Raw genomic sequence first — 16,301 nt, 5'->3', positions numbered from 1 at the left:
CGAGAACGGACGGGACGAGGTCACGGGTGAGCGACAACCAGAACCTCCTCGCGGAACAGCGTCGGGCCCTGATCCTCGACGAGGTGCGGCGACGCGGCGGGGTGCGGGTCAACGAGCTGACCCGGCGGCTGAACGTCTCGGACATGACCGTCCGCCGCGATCTGGACGCGCTGGCCCGCCAGGGCGTGGTCGAGAAGGTCCACGGCGGGGCCGTGCCGGTGGCCGAGCCGAGCAGCCACGAACCGGGCTTCGAGGCCAAGTCGGGGCTGGAGCTGGGCGCGAAGGAGGCCATCGCCCGGGCCGCCGCCACCCTGGTCTCGCCGGGCAGCGCCATCGCCCTGGCCGGCGGCACCACCACCTACGCGCTGGCGCAGCACCTGCTGGACGTGCCGGACCTGACGGTGGTGACGAACTCGGTGCGTGTCGCCGACGTCTTCCAGTCCGGCCAGCGTCGGATGGGCAGCCACGGCGGCGCGGCGACGGTGGTGATCACCGGCGGGCTGCGCACCCCGTCCGAGACGCTGGTCGGCCCGGTGGCCGACCGGGCGATCCGCTCACTCCACTTCGACCTGCTCTTCATGGGCGTGCACGGCATCTCGGTGGAGGCGGGCCTGTCCACGCCGAACCTGGCCGAGGCGGAGACCAACCGGCAGTTCGTGCGGTCGGCGCGGCGGGTCGTGGTGATCGCTGACCACACCAAGTGGGGCACCGTCGGCCTGAGTTCCTTCGCCACCCTGGAGGACGTGGACACCCTGGTGACGGACGCCGGCATCCCCGAGGTGCTGCGCGAGGAGATCGCCGAGCACCTGGCGGACCTCGTGGTGGCGGGCGAGCCCCCGGCCGCCGCCGAGAGCTGACACCCCGGCGCACCTGGCGGTCCCGGCCGCGCGCCGGGGGACGCGCGGCGCCACGGCCGGCGGCTCCCCGGCCGCGGCCACATGGCTCCCCTTGAGCCCGCTTCCCCCCGCGCGCGTCCTGCGGGGTTCCGGGGCCAGGCCGGATACCGGAGCGGCCGGGCCGCACCCGCGTGGTGCGGCCCGGCCCGTACGGCAGGGCGGTCAGTTGCCGGAGATCAGGTCCCAGAAGCGCGTGGGCGCCAGGACGAACAGGACGACGGCGACCACCCCGACGACCGTCGCCACGGAGCGCAGCCAGCCGAAGCGGCGGTTCCGGCCGTCGCCCGGTACGGCGGCCGGACGCCGCCGCGTGTCGGACGCCTCGCGGGCGCCGCGGCGCGGGACGCGGCCGGAGCCCTCGGCGGTGCGGGCGTCCATCTCGCGCAGCCGCCGGGCCACGACCCGGGCGCGGGCTGAGGGCTCCTTGGGCGCCGAGGCTCGGATGTCGCGCTCGGTGTCGTTGAGGAACCGGTCCCAGACGTCGTCGGGGACAGGCGGCTCCTCGGGCTCGGGCACAGGACTGGTGCTCATCGGGCGGGTCTCGTCTCCTCCGGCAGGGGTGACGGTGACGGCTCGCCCCTCAACGCTCCCCCAAGCAGTTCCGCCCACTCTTACACGGTCAACCCTCTGGTCGACAAATCACCCAGGCGAGGGACTCCTGCGGGTCGACGGGCGGGCCCGGCCTACTCGCGTTCCCCTGCGGACAGTTCAGGCGGATCAGGTGGTTCCGGCGGTTCGGCCGGTTCCGGACGCCACAGGGGGTGCTCACTGCCGGCCCACCAGCGCGCCACCCGGCCGGTCCGCAGGCCACGGCGGGCCTCGGGGTCGATGGCGGCGAAGTAGACGTGCCCGGCGACCACGGCGGCGACCAGAAGAGCCAGCCAGTCGTGGACGAAGGTCGCTCCGGTGCGCCACAGCAGCGGCGTGAGCCGCGGGAACCACATGATCAGCCCGGTTCCCGCCATCACCAGGACGAAGCCGACGGTGAACGCGGCGTACAGCTTCTGGCCGGCGTTGAACTTCCCGGCCAGGCCCGGCTCGCGGCGGCGCCGTCGCAGGGCTGCGCGCAGCCACTGCCGGTCGTGCGGCTGGAACCGGCCCAGTCGCCGCGCGTCGGCCCGGAACGCCCGCGAGACGAGCCCCAGCAGGACCGGCACCGGCAGCGCGATCCCGGACCACTCGTGGACGGTGACCACCAGGCGGCGCCGGCCGACGAGTTCACCCAGCGGCGGCAGGTACAGGACGGCCGCCGTGACGGCGCACACGCCCATCAGCCAGGCCAGCGAGCGGTGCACCCAGGTCTCGGCACGGCTGAACCGCCGCACGCTCTCCGGGAGGGGACCGTCCCCGGCGTTCGCGCGCGGGAGGCGGTCAGGAAGTGGGTTGGTCATGGCGCCCGTTGGACCTCCCGACCCATCCGTCGACGGCGTAACCGTACTCCTCCCAGTAGCCGCGCCGAACGTGCTCGGTGACCGTGATGCCCGAAAGCCACTTCGCGGACTTGTAGAAGTACATGGGCGCCGCGTACAGCCGTACCGGGCCGCCGTGGGCAGCGGTCACCGGCCTGCCGTCCATGGTGAGCGCGACCAGCATGTCGGAACGGCGGGCCTGCTCCAGGGTGAGGCTCTCGGTGTAGACGCCGTCGAAGCAGGTGAAGTGGACGGCGGTGCCGGGATGGCGGACCCCGGCGGCGTCCAGCAGGGTCGAGAGCAGCACGCCCGAGAACGCGGTGTTCGGCACCCGCCAACCGGTGACGCACTGGACGTCGCGCACCAGTCGGGTCTGCGGCAGCGCGCGCAGGTCGGAGAGCCGGTACGAGGCGGGGCGGTCCACCAGCCCGTCGACGGTGAGCCGGTAGTCGGCCTCCGAGCGGTGCGGGATCGAGTTCGCCACGGAGTAGAACCGGAACCCCCCGCCGCCGGGCAGCAGTCCGGTCACACCGACGGGGTCCTTGGCGCTGACGGCGGCCAGTACGGAGTCGATCCGGTCCTGGAGGGCGCCGCCCACCGCGACTCCGGCCGCGCCCAGACCGAGCATGCCGAGCACGAGGCGCCTGCCCACGGGGGTGCCCTCGCGCTCGTCGTCCGCCGTGCCGCTCTCCGGGGGTTCCTGGTGCGGTCCGCCCGGCGGGTCGAGCGGCACCGGGTCGCCGCCGCGGTGTCCGCCGGCCGTGGGCCCGCCGGCGGCCGTGTCGTTGTCCATGCCGTGATTCGAGCACGTGCCGGGCCCGCGGGCCAGAGTCCGGCGGGCCAGAGTCCGGCGGCGTGCCGCCGGCGAATCGTCGTACCCCCTTGCCATGGCTGAGGTGTCGGGGCCCTTTCAGGGCCTTCGCGGAGCCCTGACGGGGCCTTCGCGGACGGCGGAGCCCCGGGGCGTCCGGGCGGCGCGCGGCGACCGCCGGGAACGGTGCCCCGGCCGTGGCCGCGCGCCCGATCAGGCCTCGCCGCCGTCCTCCAGCGGCACCATGGCCAGCAGTTCGGCCACGGCGGCGTTGAACGCCTCCGGCCGCTCCAGGTTCGGCAGGTGACCCGCCCCGTCGATGACGGCGAGCCGGGCTCCGGGGATGCGCGCGTGCAGGAACTCCGCGTCGGCGACCGGCGTGAAGACGTCCTCCCGGCCGACGACGACGAGGGCGGGTACCGCGATCTGCGCCAGCAGGGCGGTGCGGTCGGCCCGCTCGGCGCGACCGCGCAGGGCGGCGGCGGCCCCGGCCGGCGGGGCGGCGAGCATCATGCCGAGCACGTGCCCGGCGACGTCCGGCAGGGCGGCCGCGTTGGCGGGTGTGATCATCGAGTCGAGGACGGCGTGCGCGTATCCCGCCATCCCCTCCCGTTCCAGAAGGTCGGCCCGTTCGCGCCGCTCCTGGCGGGCCGGTTCGGACTCGCCCTGCGCGGAGGTGTCGGCCAGCACCACCCCCGCGACCCGTTCGGGGAAGAGGCGCAGGAACTCCATGACGATCTGCCCGCCCATGGAGATCCCGCCCAGGACCGCCCGCGGTACGCCGAGCGCGTCGAGCAGGGCCGCGAGGTCGGCGGCGTACACCTCCAGGAGGGTCTTGCCGCCCGGCTGCGGCACTCCGCCGCTGTGCCCGTAGCCGCGCAGGTCGGGGAGGATCACCCGGCGCCCGGGGAACGCGGCGGACTGCGGCCGCCACAGCGTCCGGTCGAAGGGGTGGCCGTGCACAAGCAGCAGCGGCGGCGCCTCGGAGCCGTCGCCGGCGGGGCCACCGTGCTCCTCGTAGGCGAGGACGACATCGTGTGCCCGCACGGTGCGCTGGGCCGGCCTCCCGGAGCCGTCGGCGGCAGGCGCGCCTGGGACCGGTACGGTCTGCGCGGTCATGAGGGTCCTCCCCTGGGGATCAGCCCGCCGAACGGCGGCCTGCCGAGCTCCCCGCCCGGCCCACCGAGGCTATGGGCCGTGCGGTCGCGCGGGCAACGCGCCGCCTTGGTCACGGCGTGATGGTCCTGCTCCGGCCGGGCTCCTGGGCCCAGCGTGCGGGGGCGGTGTGCCGGACCACCGGCAGTCGGCGGACGTCGTGGCGGCGCGGATCAGGCCGGGGCGGATCACGTCGGGGGGGCACGTCGGGGGCCGCGCCTGGGCGACCGGCTGCCGGGAGGTCCGAAAGGCGAGGAGAGGGTGACGCCCCCTGAAGCCGGCCGCCCGGGTCGGAATCCCTCAAGATCACCGGCCTCGTCGAGCATCCGCTGCTCCTCGTCACGCCACGGGTCGAACACGGCCGGCAGCTCCAACTCGGCGCCGAGCGGCGGGTGGACGTCCCGTTATGTTTTTCGTGGTCCTGCAAGAGGGCCGCTGGCCTCCGGGCCCGGTATGACTTTTGCCCCCTGTCGATCGGATGACCTGGGGGGTGGTGTCACCGGGCCCGAGGGGTGCCGTCGGAGACGCTGATGAGAGGTCCGGCCGCCGCCCGGCCCGGCGCAATGCCCGGCCATCCGCGGGCGGCAGGTCTGCATAACGTGGATGCGCGAGAACGGCCCCGATGCCCAGGCCAGCAGGCAACGAGCATGTGGGGGCACGGTGATCGACACAAGCGGTGTGGGCGTCTTCCTCGGACTGGACGTCGGCAAGAGCACCCACCACGGGCACGGCCTGACGCCGACCGGCAAGACGGTCTTCGACAAGCAGCTGCCCAACAGCGAACCGAAGCTGCGGGCGGTCTTCGGCAAGCTCGCGGCGAAGTTCGGCACCGTGCTGGTGGTCGTGGACCAGCCCGCCTCGATCGGCGCCCTGCCACTGGCCGTGGCCCGCGACGCGGGCTGCCGGGTCGCCTACCTGCCGGGCCTTGCCATGCGCCGGATCGCCGACCTCTACCCGGGCGAGGCCAAGACCGACGCCAAAGACGCCGCAGTGATCGCAGACGCCGCCCGCACCATGCCCCACACCCTGCGCTCGCTGGAACTCACCGACGAGATCACCGCCGAACTCACCGTCCTCATCGGCTTCGACCAGGACCTCGCAGCAGAGGCCACCCGCACCTCCAACCGGATACGCGGCCTGCTCACCCAGTTCCACCCCAGCCTCGAACGCGTCCTGGGCCCGCGTCTGGACCACCAGGCCGTCACCTGGCTCCTGGAACGCCACGGATCCCCGACCGCCCTACGCACAGCCGGCCGCCGCAAGCTCGTCGAACTGATCCGCCCCAAGGCCCCCCGCATGGCCACCCGACTCATCGACGACATCTTCGACGCCCTCGACGAACAGACCGTCACCGTCCCCGGCACCGGCACCCTTGACATCGTCGTCCCGTCCCTGGCCCGCTCCCTCGCGGCCGTCCACGAGCAACGCCGAGCCCTGGAAGCCCAGATCAGCGAACTCCTGGAGGCCCACCCTCTTTCCCAGGTCCTGACGTCACTGCCCGGCGTCGGCGTCAGGACCGCCGCAGTCCTCCTGGTCACCGTCGGCGACGGCAGATCCTTCCCGAGCGCCGCCCACCTCGCCTCCTACGCCGGCCTGGCACCAGCGACCAGATCCTCCGGAACCTCGATCCACGGCGAGCACGCCCCCAGAAGCGGGAACCGCCAGCTCAAACGCGCGATGTTCCTCTCCGCCTTCGCCGCCCTCCACGACCCCGCCTCCCGCACCTACTACGACAAATGCCGGACCCGCGGCAAAACCCACACCCAAGCCCTCCTCCGACTCGCCCGCCACCGCATCAGCGTCCTGTTCGCCATGCTCCGCGACGGAACCTTCTACGACCCACCCCAATCCGATGCAGCCACCGCATGACCACCCCAAACTTGACGAAAGACATAGAGGCACCCCCCCGCACCAGACGCAGGAGGAACTCGACCACCCCCACGGCGTATTCGTGGTCACGGCCGCGGGCCCTGGGCCGGGACACCGCCCCGCCACTGATCGGGGTCGCCAGTGCACCGCAACGGGAATTCGTCACCGCCCTCGTTCGGCGCCCAGGTCAGAGTCCCGTCCGTCGGCGGCCATTGAGCCCGGAAGAGCACGTGGTCCTCCTGCGGACAACCGTCGAAGGGCGGCGTGTGGACGCCGATCGAGTCGCTGATCGATCCCATCCCGTACACCGCGCCGAAGTCGCGGCAGTCCGCCGGAACTCCCAACCGGTATCAGCACGCGGCGCCTCCCAGCCGAGCACACCGCCGCCCTCGGAGGCGGCCGCATGACACGACCCAGCTCTTCCACGGCCCGGTGCATGACGTCCTCGTACCGGTCGAATCGGCTGGTCGGAATGCCGGGGTGTTGCCGCTGGTGCGCACATCCACCACCGCGCCCGGCGGAGCCGCCCTTCGTACACCGTCGAGCGCGCCGCCCCGCTGGACGGAGACGAAGCCACGGTGGTCCTGCGGGAGGCGAGGGCCGAACCGGCGGTGGACCGCCTCCCAGTCGACCACGCCTCCACGCGGCGGCGAGGGCACGATCCCCCGCAACCGTTCGACGGCGCCGGATGGCAGCGGCCCGGGTCCAGAGCCACGCGGCCTGCGACTGCCGCAGGCCGGGGCGGTCGGCGCGGCCCAAGGCCACCGCCGCGGCGGCCGACGACGGCGTGGCGGCGAACGGGAACACGCCGGGGCGAACGAGTCCCCGCACGGTCATGGAAAGATCACCCGAACAGCCCGTACATGCGCGGGCACCCCGAGTTGCGTACGCCCCCGCAACGGGTGAACCTGATTACGCATCACGGAGTACTGCCGCAGTCACTCTACGCATTGCCGCTCAGGTGTTCCCATCAATGCGGTGTGCACCCGAGCCCCGCTCGCCGGGGCCGGCCACCGCGGAGGGAGTCGCAGCCGTGATCATGCAATCCGACCAGACCGACCCAGCCGCACGTGAGTGCGCGCTCGAACTCGAGGCGCATCCGTACCGGATCCAGCAGATCCGCCGGATCGTCTCGGCACAGCTTCGCTACTGGCGCCTCGAACCCCTCGTCGACGCCGCCTCGACGGGCATCAGCGAACTGCTGGCCAACGTCCACCGGCACGCCAGGCCGGACAAGCGGTGTTCGGTGAAGCTGACCCTGCTGCCCGACCGCCTGACGGTGGCCGTGGCCGACAGCGACCCGCGACTGCCGCACGTCCAGCCGATGGAGCCGACCGCCACCACCGGCCGCGGCCTGGCCATGGTCGAAGCGCTGTGCGACGGCTGGGGCACCGACCTGCTGCCCGACGACGACGGCAAGGTGGTGTGGTTCGTCCTGCGCAGGCCGGGCCCGGTGCCCACACTGGTGCCGCTCAGGACCACCAGCACGCCCGTGGAGGAACCCGCCCTGCGAGAGCGCCTCGCCGTGGCCGCCTCGGTCGCCTGACCCGAACCCCAGACCCCACCTGCCCGCGCACCCGGCGTGCGCCGGCGCAGCGCCCCACAGCGCCACGCACCCCCGACGGGCCGGCCGCCGCTCCCTTGCGAGAGCGGCGGCCGGCCCGTTCGAGCCAGGCGCCGGGAGCGGCAGGAGTGGCAGGAGTGCCCGGTCCACGGGCCCGGGTCCCCCGACGTGCCGAGCGGGCGGGCGGGCTGGCCGGCTCGGCTGCCGTCCGCCACCGCCTTCGGGTAGGGCGGCGCGTGTCCTTCCAGAGCGGTCTTCGCCGGGGTCCCCCGGCCGTCTCCGGAGCACGGAACGCTTCGGCGCGGGCGCTGTCAGTGGGCGCGCCTAGGCTGCGTACGTACGGTGCGGCCGCCGTCCGCGCGGGCGGGTCCGCGGGAGGCGGCCGATGAGGAGCCGTGCCCGGCCGCCGCCTGGAGCGGATGCCGACGGGCGCGCTGGACGTGGGGAGCCGGAGGTGTGGCGGTGCGGCGGGGTGCGATGGCAGCAGGAGGGGGCGTACTGGGTGTGGTGGCACCCGCGCCACGGGCGGCGTACGAGCCCCCTGCGGGTCGGGGGGCCGGTGGGGTTCGCCCTGGGCCCGGACGCGGAGCGGCTCTGCGGAGGTGTGTGGCGGGCGGGGCGCCGGATCCCGTGCGCGGAGGAGGCGGTGCTGGACGCACGGGCGCGCCGGGACCAGTGCGAGCCGTGCGCGGCACTGGACCGCAGTGCGTCGGTGGCGGCGGACACCGTCCCGGGCGACCCGCGACCGTACGCGGTCTATCTCGCCTCCTTCGGCGTCGGCCTGCACAAGGTGGGGATCACTTCGGCGGCGCGGGGCGGCCTGCGGCTGCTGGAACAGGCAGCCGTCTGCTCGGCGTTCCTGGGCGAGGGCCCGCTGATGACGGCACGCCGCACGGAGGCGGTGCTCGGGGCGGCGCTGCGGCTGCCCGACAGGGTGCGGGACACCGCCAAGCGGGCGGCTCGGCACCAGCTGCCGCCCACCGCCGAGCGGAGGGCCGAGCTGGCGGCGCTGTACGCCGAAGCGGCGGGGCTGCGCGACCGGCTCCCCGAGGCGCTGCGCTTGCGCCCCTTCCAGTACGACGACCACACCGCCTCCTTCGGGCTCGACGCCGATCCGCCGCCTTCCGCACCGGCCTCCGCGATCAGCGAACTGGTCCCCGGGGGCGCCCTGGTCGGCACCGTCACCGTGGCCGCCGGACACGATCTGGTGGTGGACGCACCCTCCGGAGCCGTTCTCCTGGACACCCGGCTGACCTGCGGCTGGCCCCTGGCACGGTCGTCCTCCTCACCCGGGGCGCCGTTCCCGTCCACGCCGGCGCCGCGTTCCACTCCACCGCCGCAGCCGCTCTTCTGACCGTCTGGCCGGCGCTTCGCCTCTCGCGGCCGGGCCTTTCGCCCGGCCTGCCCTCCCCCGGGCCGCTGTCCCATTCCCTGGTCCCGTTCCGGGTTCCCGTTCCTCGGTCCCGTCCCTCGCTCGCGCTCTCCTGTCCGGCTGCGTACCGGCCTGGTCTTCGCCACCACCTGGACGACGTTTGGGCCTCGCGCCCCTCCACACCACCACGGCAGTACGGCCCGGCCGGAGCACCCCGGCCCGCCCCACGGGGAATTCCCCTGCCCTGAGGCCGGGCCGATCGGGCAGACTGTTGGGCGAACACCTCCACCACGGCCACGCCGACTCACCCAGGGCCCACACAGGCCCTTTTCCGATCCCCCCTCCCGACGGCGTCGGTCGCCGATGTGCCGTCAGCACCACTGTGCCGCACCGGAGTCGGTCGACCTCGCGCAATGGGCCGTCCGCCCGCTCCGGGCGGTGGTCACGATCCCGCAGTGCGGTCGCTACCCGCCGCAAGAGGCGATGGGCGCGTTTGCCGGGGCCGATGATCCGGGCAGTTCGTAGGCGTCAAGGAGAAGGGGGCACCGTGATCATCTGGGTGAACGGCGCGTTCGGCGCGGGCAAAGCCGACGTGGCCCACGAGATGCTGGACCTGGTACCGGAGAGCACCCTCTTCGACCCGGCGGCGCTGAGCGAGTGCCTGCGCCGGCTGCTGCCCGAGAAGCAGCTCCAGGAGGTCGCCGAATACCAGGACCTGCCGATGTGGCGGCGTCTGCTGGTGGAGTCCGCGGCGTCACTGCTGGCCGAGGTCGGCGGGGTGCTGGTGGCCCCGGTGGCACTGCTGCGCCAGGAGCACCGCGACGAGGTCTTCGGCGGGCTCGCCGCCCGTGGCGTGGAGATCCGGCATCTGCTGCTGGAACCAGGAGAAACGATCCTGCGTGAACGCGCCCTCGCCCACGCGCAAGCCGGCCCCGCAGCCCGCGACCGGGCGTTGCGCCGGCTCGCCGACTACGCGGCCGCCCTGCCCTGGCTGGTCCAGGACGCCCACGTGGTGGACACGACCGGGCTCACCCCGCGGCAGGCGGCCTGCGCCGTCGCCGAGGCGGTCAGCGCGGGCGGGGGCGCCCGCGCCATCGTTCAGACGCCGGAACCGCGGGCCGAGACCGTGGCCTCCGGTGTGCTGCTCTTCGACGACGCTGACCGCGTCCTCCTGGTCGACCCCACCTACAAGCCCGGCTGGGAGTTCCCGGGCGGCATAGTGGAGCGCGGGGAGTCGCCGGCCCGGGCGGGACACCGCGAGGTCGCGGAGGAACTGGGCATACAGGTGGCCGCCGGCCTCGACCTGCTCGTGGTCGACTGGGAGCCGCCCCACCCGCCCGGCCACGGCGGCCTCCGGCTGCTCTTCGACGGCGGGCACGTGACTCCCCGGACCATCAGCCGTCTCCTCCTCCCCCGCGACGAGCTGCGCGGCTGGCGCTTCGTCACCGAGGAGGAGGCCGCCGACCTGCTGCCCGCCGCCCGGTTGGACCGGTTGCGGTGGGCCCTTCGCGCCCGCGAGCAGGGGCGTCCGCTGAACCTGGAGGCCGGTCAGCCCGCCCGTTGACGCGCCCGCCGACCCCCGGCGGGCTCGCTCGGGACCTGCCGGGTGCCGGCCGTCGCCGCCGTCGCCGGGCACGAGGACACCGCCCCGCCGGCCCGGTCGCGGCAGGTAAGCCGGCGGGCCGGCGGGTTCCCGACGGCGCGGTCGTGGTGCCGCTCGGGGCACCGGTGCCCCGAGCGGCGGAGAGGTCAGGCGGACGGCTGGAGGGAGCGAGCCGCCGCGTAGCGCTGGAGGAAGAGGGCCTCGGTCAGCGAGAGGCGTTCGAACTCCTCGGGGGACACGCTCTCGTTCACCGCGTGGATGTGCGCCTCCGGCTCGCTCAACCCGATCAGCAGGATCTCCGCCTCCGGGTAGAGGTTCGCGAGGGTGTTGCACAGCGGGATGGAACCGCCCTGGCCGGCGATCGCCATGTCCTGCCCGTAGGCCTCCCGCAGTGCCTCCGCCATCGCGGCGTACGCCGGACTCGCGGTGTCGGCGGCGAACGGCTCGCCGCTGCCGCGCCGTTCCACCTCGACCTTCGCCCCCCAGGGCGCCGCCGCACGCAGGTGCGCCTCCAGGGCGTCGGCGCTGGCCGCGGCGTCGAACCCGGGCGGAACGCGCAGGCTCACCAGCGCGCCGGCGCGGGCCTGGACGGAGGGGGTCGCCCCGACCACCGCGGGTGCGTCGATCCCCAGGACGGTGACGGCGGGCCGCGCCCACAGGCGGTCGGCCACGGTGCCGAAGCCGATCGGCTGCACGCCGTCCAGCACCTGGGCGTCCCGGCGGAAGTCGGCTTCCTCGTACTGGATACCGGTCCAACTGCCGGTGGCGTCCAGGCCGTCGACGGTGGTGGACCCGTCCGCGTCCCGCAGCGAGGCCAGCATGGCGATCAGCGCCGCCAGGGCGTCCGGAGCGGCGCCGCCGAACTGTCCGGAGTGCAGGTTGCCCGCGAGGGTGGCCACCCGCACCTCCACCAGCGCCATGCCGCGCAGGGAGGAGGTCACGGTGGGCAGGCCCAGCCGGAAGTTCCCCGTGTCGCCGACGACGATGGTGTCCGCGGCCAGCAGTGCTGGGTGCTGCTCGGCGTACCGCTCCAGGCCGCCGGTGCCCTGCTCCTCGGAGCCCTCCACGATCAGCTTGACCGTGACCGGCACCCCACCGTGCTCCCGCAGCGCGCGCAACGCCGTGACGTGCATCAGCAGGCCGCCCTTGCAGTCGGCCGCGCCGCGACCGTACCACCGGCCGTCCCGGTCGGTGAGCTCGAAGGGCGGTGAGAGCCAGGCCGACTCGTCCAGCGGCGGCTGCACGTCGTAGTGGGCGTACAGCAGCACCGTCGGCGCGCCCTCGGGGCCGGGCAGGCAGCCGTAGACCGACTCGCTGCCGTCGGGCGTCTCCAGCAGCTCGACGTCCTGGAAGCCCTCCTCCTGGAGCAGCCGGACGATCCACCGGGCGGCCTTCTCGCACTCGGCGCGCGGAAACACCCGTTCGTCGGCCACCGAGGGGAAGGAGACCAGCTCGGCCAACTCACCCTTGGCGCGGGGCACCAAGGAGGCGACGGTCTCAGCGAGTGGAGCGGACGACATGGGCAACTCCTGACGGGGACGGCGGCACGGAAGCCGCAGAAGACGGCGGGGCAGTCAGCCGGACAGGTGAACGCAAGCACGAGCGGACACCGGCCGGTTCGGTGCCGGTTCACCCGGCCGGCACCGCGGGTACCGGCCGCGCGCGTTCGGCCCCCGCGGCCTGCCGGCCCGTACAGGCAAGCACGAGCCGACCGAGCCGCGCTCACCGGGGTCCACCGAGGTGTCCCGCAGCGATCCCATAGCCGGTCGCACCCCGGCCCGCACCCGAGTCGGCGGTCGGCAGCGCGGCACGGCACGAGGGGCATGGGCGCCTCGTGCCGTGCCCGCCCCGCGACCCAGGCAGCGACGCCACTCGTCCCCAGCCTTCCGGGCCTGGCACCAAGCGCCGAGGCGTGCCGCCTCGTTCGCCCGAGGGCGCCGTCCGGCCCCGCACGGCCCCGCCCGCGAAGGCCGGGTCCTGGCGTGCTCCCGTCCTCGCCCAGGGCGCACCGCGGGCCCGGACGCCGCCGCCCGCGACGAACCCGTGCGACCGGGCACAATAGGATGCTTCCGAATGAGCCCTGAACAGCGAGGACGAGCCGAGGTCAGCCGGCGTGGCGAGCGGGAGCGAAAACGACGTGAGCGGTGAGCAGGCGGCGCAGGACAGCGGTGCGGCGGAAGGCGGGGCCCACCCGGTCTGGGACGTCGTAGTGGTCGGTGCGGGCCCGGCGGGTGCCTCGGCTGCCCACGCGGCAGCGCTCACCGGACGGCGGGTGCTGATGTTGGAGAAGGCCGAGCTGCCCCGGTACAAGACCTGTGGTGGCGGCATCATCGGCCCGTCCCGGGACGCTCTTCCTCCCGGCTTCGAGCTTCCGCTGCGTGACCGCGTGCACGCGGTGACCTTCAGCCTCAACGGCCGGCTGACCCGTACCAAGCGCTCCCGCCAGATGCTCTTCGGCCTGATCAACCGGCCCGAGTTCGACAACGGCCTGGTCGAGGCCGCCTGCGCCGCCGGCGCCGAGCTGCGCACCGGCGTGACGGTCTCCCGGGTGGAACAGCACGGTCCGGGCGTACCCGACCGGCGCACCGTGGCGGTGGTGCTCAGCGGCTCCGGCAAGCGGGCCGAGGAGGAGGTCGTGTACGCGCGCGCCGTGGTCGGCGCCGACGGCAGCGCCAGCCGGATAGGAGCACACGTGGGGGTCAAGGTCGACCAGGTCGACCTCGGCCTGGAGGCGGAGATCCCGGTGCCCGCGTCCGTGGCGGAGGACTGGGCCGGGCGGGTGCTCATCGACTGGGGGCCGCTGCCGGGCAGCTACGGCTGGGTCTTCCCCAAGGGGGAATCCCTGACCGTCGGGGTGATCTCCGCCCGCGGTGACGGCGGAGCCACCAAGCGGTACATGGACGACTTCGTGGCCCGCCTCGGCCTCGCCGGCTTCGAACCGAGCGTGTCCTCCGGCCACCTGACCCGCTGCCGTGCCGATGACTCCCCTCTCTCCCGCGGCCGGGTACTGGTCTGCGGCGACGCCGCCGGACTGCTGGAACCGTGGACCCGCGAGGGCATCTCCTACGCGCTGCGCTCCGGCCGCCTGGCGGGCGAGTGGGCGGTGCGCATCGCCGAAGCGCACGACGCGGTGGACGCCCGCCGCCAGGCGCTCAACTACGCCTTCGCCGTCAAGGCCGGCCTCGGGGTGGAGATGGGTGTCGGCCGCCGCATGCTGGCGCTCTTCGAGCGCCGCCCGGGGCTGCTGCACGCGGCTCTCACCACCTTCCCGCCCGCCTGGCGTGCTTTCGCCGGTATCACCCGGGGCAAGCGGTCCCTGGCGGAGCTGGTGCGCACCCATCCGATCGCCCGCCGCGCGTTGAACGCCGCCGACCGCGCCTGACCGCTCCCGCGGCGGTCGTTCGAACCGGCGACCGCCGCGGCCGGACCTGTCACTCGCCGTCCCGGACGATCCGGAAGACGGGGTGTCGAGGGGCTATCTCGCGCAGCTGCGCGTCGGTGGATTCAGGCCCCACCCCGCCGAAGAAGACGCCGACCTCGGCCTTCCAGCGCTTGAGGTAGCCGCGCAGTACGGCCGGCTTCTCGTCGTCCCCGATCTCCACGGCCGTGAACTGCTCCGCCTGCCGGCCCAGCAGGAGCTGCCCACCGCCTGCCGCCCGCATGTTGCGGGTCCACTGGACGTGGCCGCGCGGGGCCACCAGATACCGCTCGCCTTCGAGGCTCAGCACGTTCACCGGGGTGTGCCGCCACTCACCGCTCTTGCGGCCGCGGACAGCCAGAACGCGAGAGCCCCACACGCTGATCCCCCTGCGGGTCAGCCACGCGACCGCGCGGTTGAGGACGTTGACCGTGAACCAGCCGGGCTTCTGGACGTGCGAGGCGGATGCGGACGGCGCGGTGGTTCCGGACATGATGACTCCCTCGTTCAACCCGCTCGTTCAACCGCCCCTTGTGTGAGCGGTGCTCTCTCTTGAGAACAGTGTGCACGCTCACTCGCGCCACCGCAAGAGCACTGCTCTCTTTTTTGATCGGCGATCCCTCGCATGGCACAATGGCCCCATGAGTGCGATCCGCGGAGCGAGGGAACGGGCGAGGGAAGAGGTCACCACCGCCATCAAGGAGGAGGCCCGGCGCCAGCTGGCCGTGGAGGGACCCACGCGGCTGTCGCTGCGAGCCGTCGCACGCGAGTTGGGCATGGTCTCTTCTGCCCTCTACCGGTACTTCCCCAGCCGAGACGACCTGCTCACCGCTCTGATCATCGACGCGTACGACGCGATAGGAGCAGCGTCGGAGGCAGCGCTGGCCGAGGTAGGGGACGCCGACCCGATCGAGCGCTGGGTGTCGGTGTGCCGCGCGGCACGGGACTGGGCCGTGGACCATCCCCACGAGTACGCGCTCGTCTACGGGTCTCCGGTGCCCGGCTACGCGGCGCCGGCCGACACCGTGGCCCCGGCCGCGCGGGTCGCCCTGGCCCTGGTCACGGTGGTCCGGGACGCCTACCGCACCGGTCGGCTGACAGCACCCGGAGACGCGATGCTGGCGGCGCCGGTCCGGGCGGACGCCGGCCGGCTGGCCTCCGAAATCGCCCCGGAGCTGCCCTTCACCACCGTCGCGGCACTGGTGGCCGCCTGGGCGCAGGTCTTCGGCTTGGTCAGCTTCGAGGTGTTCGGCCAGTTCAACCGGGTCGTCGAGGCACCTGGTCCGTTCTTCGACCTGGCAGCGGCGACACTCGCCACCCACGTCGGCATCCGTCCCGCAGCCTCCCGCGCGACCCGGGCGCCAACCGTGGTGCCGTTCCTGGCACCGTCCGAGTCGACGGGCACGGGATCTTCCGAGTCGTTCCCGGAAAAGGCGGCCGAACCGCTCGGCGCCCATCTCCCCTCGGAGTAGCCGCGACACCTCCACCCGTCGGGCGCCGGACCGAGCAGTCGGGACCGCCGGGACGCACCCGGGCGCCCACGTGCGGAAGCAGCCGGTCGCGCCGTCTCAGGATTCGGGGCCGGACCTGCCCGGCCGAGCCGGGACGCCCGTCGGCCTCGTGCGGGACTCCTCGGCAGAGGAGGCGCGCGGCTCGTCCACGTAGTGCGGGTCCCTCCAGTGCAGCCGGTTCTGCCGCTCGAAGCGGCGCAGCGTCAGGGCGACGCGGCCGCAGAAGAGGGCTGCCGCGAGGATGACGGCCCCGGTGACACAGCCCTTGCGGGCCGAGCCGTGCGCGGCACCGGCGAGGACGGGGCTGAGGACGGCCACAAAGCCGGCCGCGGCGAGCAGCGCGCCGGTGATGGCGGCGAAGACCAACTCAAGTGTGGTCGCGTCCCGTTCACTCTGCGTCCGGCCTCCGCGCATACCGCCTGCCTCCCCCTCTTCGCCCGCCCTCAGTCTGCCACGGCCCTCCCTGACACAGGTTCGGATGCCGGTTCTTATGATGAGATCAATTCATTGAACAGTGGATGCCGGATTTGACGGAACGGCTGCATTCCGGCGACTTGTTCACCACCACCGTTCACAGCCGCCGTTCACAGCCGTCCGCCCAGAGCGGCCGTCCCGATCGCCGCCCACCCGTCTGGGCGGCCGGCCCCGCTGCCGTCGGTGACAAAGGGGGCCAGCCGCCCGGACATGATCGCG

The 16,301-nt window shown here is 73.8% G+C and carries 13 protein-coding genes and 1 pseudogene; 7 read left to right on the top strand and 7 right to left on the bottom strand.

Going from position 1 to position 16,301, the window contains the following annotated elements; genetic code table 11:
* Positions 1–26 precede the first annotated feature (26 nt).
* Positions 27–857: a DeoR/GlpR family DNA-binding transcription regulator gene (locus BS72_RS29295; protein ID WP_037914848.1), complete on the top strand. Its 831-nt coding sequence runs from the start codon at positions 27–29 to the stop codon at positions 855–857.
* 201 nt (positions 858–1,058) lie between these two features.
* Here the strand turns inward: BS72_RS29295 and BS72_RS29290 are convergent, their stop codons facing one another.
* From BS72_RS29290 to BS72_RS29275, 4 genes are all read right to left on the bottom strand, one after another.
* Positions 1,059–1,427 (bottom strand): hypothetical protein, encoded by a 369-nt coding sequence (locus tag BS72_RS29290; protein WP_107498913.1) that lies wholly within the window; start codon positions 1,425–1,427, stop codon positions 1,059–1,061.
* Between the two features lie 152 nt (positions 1,428–1,579).
* Complete coding sequence (locus BS72_RS29285; protein ID WP_051951806.1) at positions 1,580–2,287, bottom strand: cytochrome b/b6 domain-containing protein; 708 nt, start codon at positions 2,285–2,287, stop codon at positions 1,580–1,582.
* Entirely contained in the window at positions 2,268–3,098 is an 831-nt protein-coding gene (locus tag BS72_RS29280; RefSeq protein WP_107498912.1) for a molybdopterin-dependent oxidoreductase, read from the bottom strand. Before BS72_RS29280 ends, BS72_RS29285 begins: the two co-directional genes overlap by 20 nt.
* A 231-nt stretch (positions 3,099–3,329) precedes the next feature.
* Positions 3,330–4,235, bottom strand: coding sequence for an alpha/beta fold hydrolase (locus BS72_RS29275; RefSeq protein ID WP_078901723.1), 906 nt, complete (start codon positions 4,233–4,235; stop codon positions 3,330–3,332).
* A 696-nt stretch (positions 4,236–4,931) separates the two neighbouring features.
* Between BS72_RS29275 and BS72_RS29270 the strand changes: the two genes are divergently transcribed.
* From BS72_RS29270 to BS72_RS29250, 4 genes are all read left to right on the top strand, one after another.
* Complete coding sequence (locus tag BS72_RS29270) at positions 4,932–6,140, top strand: IS110 family RNA-guided transposase (RefSeq protein WP_037910641.1); 1,209 nt, start codon at positions 4,932–4,934, stop codon at positions 6,138–6,140.
* Positions 6,141–7,179: 1,039 nt separating this feature from the next.
* Positions 7,180–7,686, top strand: coding sequence for an ATP-binding protein (locus BS72_RS29260; protein ID WP_078901938.1), 507 nt, complete (start codon positions 7,180–7,182; stop codon positions 7,684–7,686).
* 664 nt (positions 7,687–8,350) lie between these two features.
* Positions 8,351–9,058 (top strand): DUF2797 domain-containing protein, encoded by a 708-nt coding sequence (locus BS72_RS29255; RefSeq protein ID WP_232792563.1) that lies wholly within the window; start codon positions 8,351–8,353, stop codon positions 9,056–9,058.
* A gap of 565 nt (positions 9,059–9,623) precedes the next feature.
* On the top strand, positions 9,624–10,640 hold the full coding sequence (locus BS72_RS29250) for an NUDIX domain-containing protein (RefSeq protein ID WP_037914837.1): 1,017 nt from the start codon (positions 9,624–9,626) through the stop codon (positions 10,638–10,640).
* A 185-nt stretch (positions 10,641–10,825) separates the two neighbouring features.
* Here the strand turns inward: BS72_RS29250 and BS72_RS29245 are convergent, their stop codons facing one another.
* The gene (locus tag BS72_RS29245) at positions 10,826–12,199 is read right to left on the bottom strand and encodes a dipeptidase (RefSeq protein WP_037914836.1); all 1,374 of its coding nucleotides are present in this window, start codon (positions 12,197–12,199) and stop codon (positions 10,826–10,828) included.
* Positions 12,200–12,816: 617 nt separating this feature from the next.
* Here BS72_RS29245 and BS72_RS29240 point away from each other — a divergent pair.
* Entirely contained in the window at positions 12,817–14,061 is a 1,245-nt protein-coding gene (locus tag BS72_RS29240) for a geranylgeranyl reductase family protein (RefSeq protein WP_037914835.1), read from the top strand.
* 49 nt (positions 14,062–14,110) lie between these two features.
* Here BS72_RS29240 and BS72_RS29235 read toward each other — a convergent pair whose 3' ends face one another.
* Positions 14,111–14,590, bottom strand: coding sequence for a nitroreductase/quinone reductase family protein (locus tag BS72_RS29235; protein ID WP_037914834.1), 480 nt, complete (start codon positions 14,588–14,590; stop codon positions 14,111–14,113).
* 148 nt (positions 14,591–14,738) lie between these two features.
* Here BS72_RS29235 and BS72_RS29230 point away from each other — a divergent pair.
* A pseudogene (locus BS72_RS29230) lies at positions 14,739–15,431 on the top strand (TetR/AcrR family transcriptional regulator); the annotation flags it as partial.
* A 234-nt stretch (positions 15,432–15,665) separates the two neighbouring features.
* Here BS72_RS29230 and BS72_RS32890 read toward each other — a convergent pair.
* Complete coding sequence (locus BS72_RS32890) at positions 15,666–16,022, bottom strand: DUF6332 family protein (protein ID WP_157856353.1); 357 nt, start codon at positions 16,020–16,022, stop codon at positions 15,666–15,668.
* Between the last annotated feature and the right edge of the window lie 279 nt (positions 16,023–16,301).

This window comes from Actinacidiphila yeochonensis CN732 (assembly GCF_000745345.1).
GTDB classification, from domain to species: domain Bacteria; phylum Actinomycetota; class Actinomycetes; order Streptomycetales; family Streptomycetaceae; genus Actinacidiphila; species Actinacidiphila yeochonensis.
Note: the sequence above shows the minus strand (reverse complement) of the source record. Positions and strands in the feature narration are given on the sequence as shown.

What these genes read in the sequence shown, in the direction of transcription:
- BS72_RS29285 (WP_051951806.1), bottom strand. Translation starts at nt 2,287, where the DNA reads ATGACCAACCCACTTCCTGACCGCCTCCCGCGCGCGAACGCCGGGGAC.
- BS72_RS32890 (WP_157856353.1), bottom strand. Translation starts at nt 16,022, where the DNA reads ATGCGCGGAGGCCGGACGCAGAGTGAACGGGACGCGACCACACTTGAG.
- BS72_RS29275 (WP_078901723.1), bottom strand. Translation starts at nt 4,235, where the DNA reads ATGACCGCGCAGACCGTACCGGTCCCAGGCGCGCCTGCCGCCGACGGC.
- BS72_RS29280 (WP_107498912.1), bottom strand. Translation starts at nt 3,098, where the DNA reads ATGGACAACGACACGGCCGCCGGCGGGCCCACGGCCGGCGGACACCGC.
- BS72_RS29245 (WP_037914836.1), bottom strand. Translation starts at nt 12,199, where the DNA reads ATGTCGTCCGCTCCACTCGCTGAGACCGTCGCCTCCTTGGTGCCCCGC.
- BS72_RS29235 (WP_037914834.1), bottom strand. Translation starts at nt 14,590, where the DNA reads ATGTCCGGAACCACCGCGCCGTCCGCATCCGCCTCGCACGTCCAGAAG.
- BS72_RS29290 (WP_107498913.1), bottom strand. Translation starts at nt 1,427, where the DNA reads ATGAGCACCAGTCCTGTGCCCGAGCCCGAGGAGCCGCCTGTCCCCGAC.
- BS72_RS29260 (WP_078901938.1), top strand. Translation starts at nt 7,180, where the DNA reads ATGCAATCCGACCAGACCGACCCAGCCGCACGTGAGTGCGCGCTCGAA.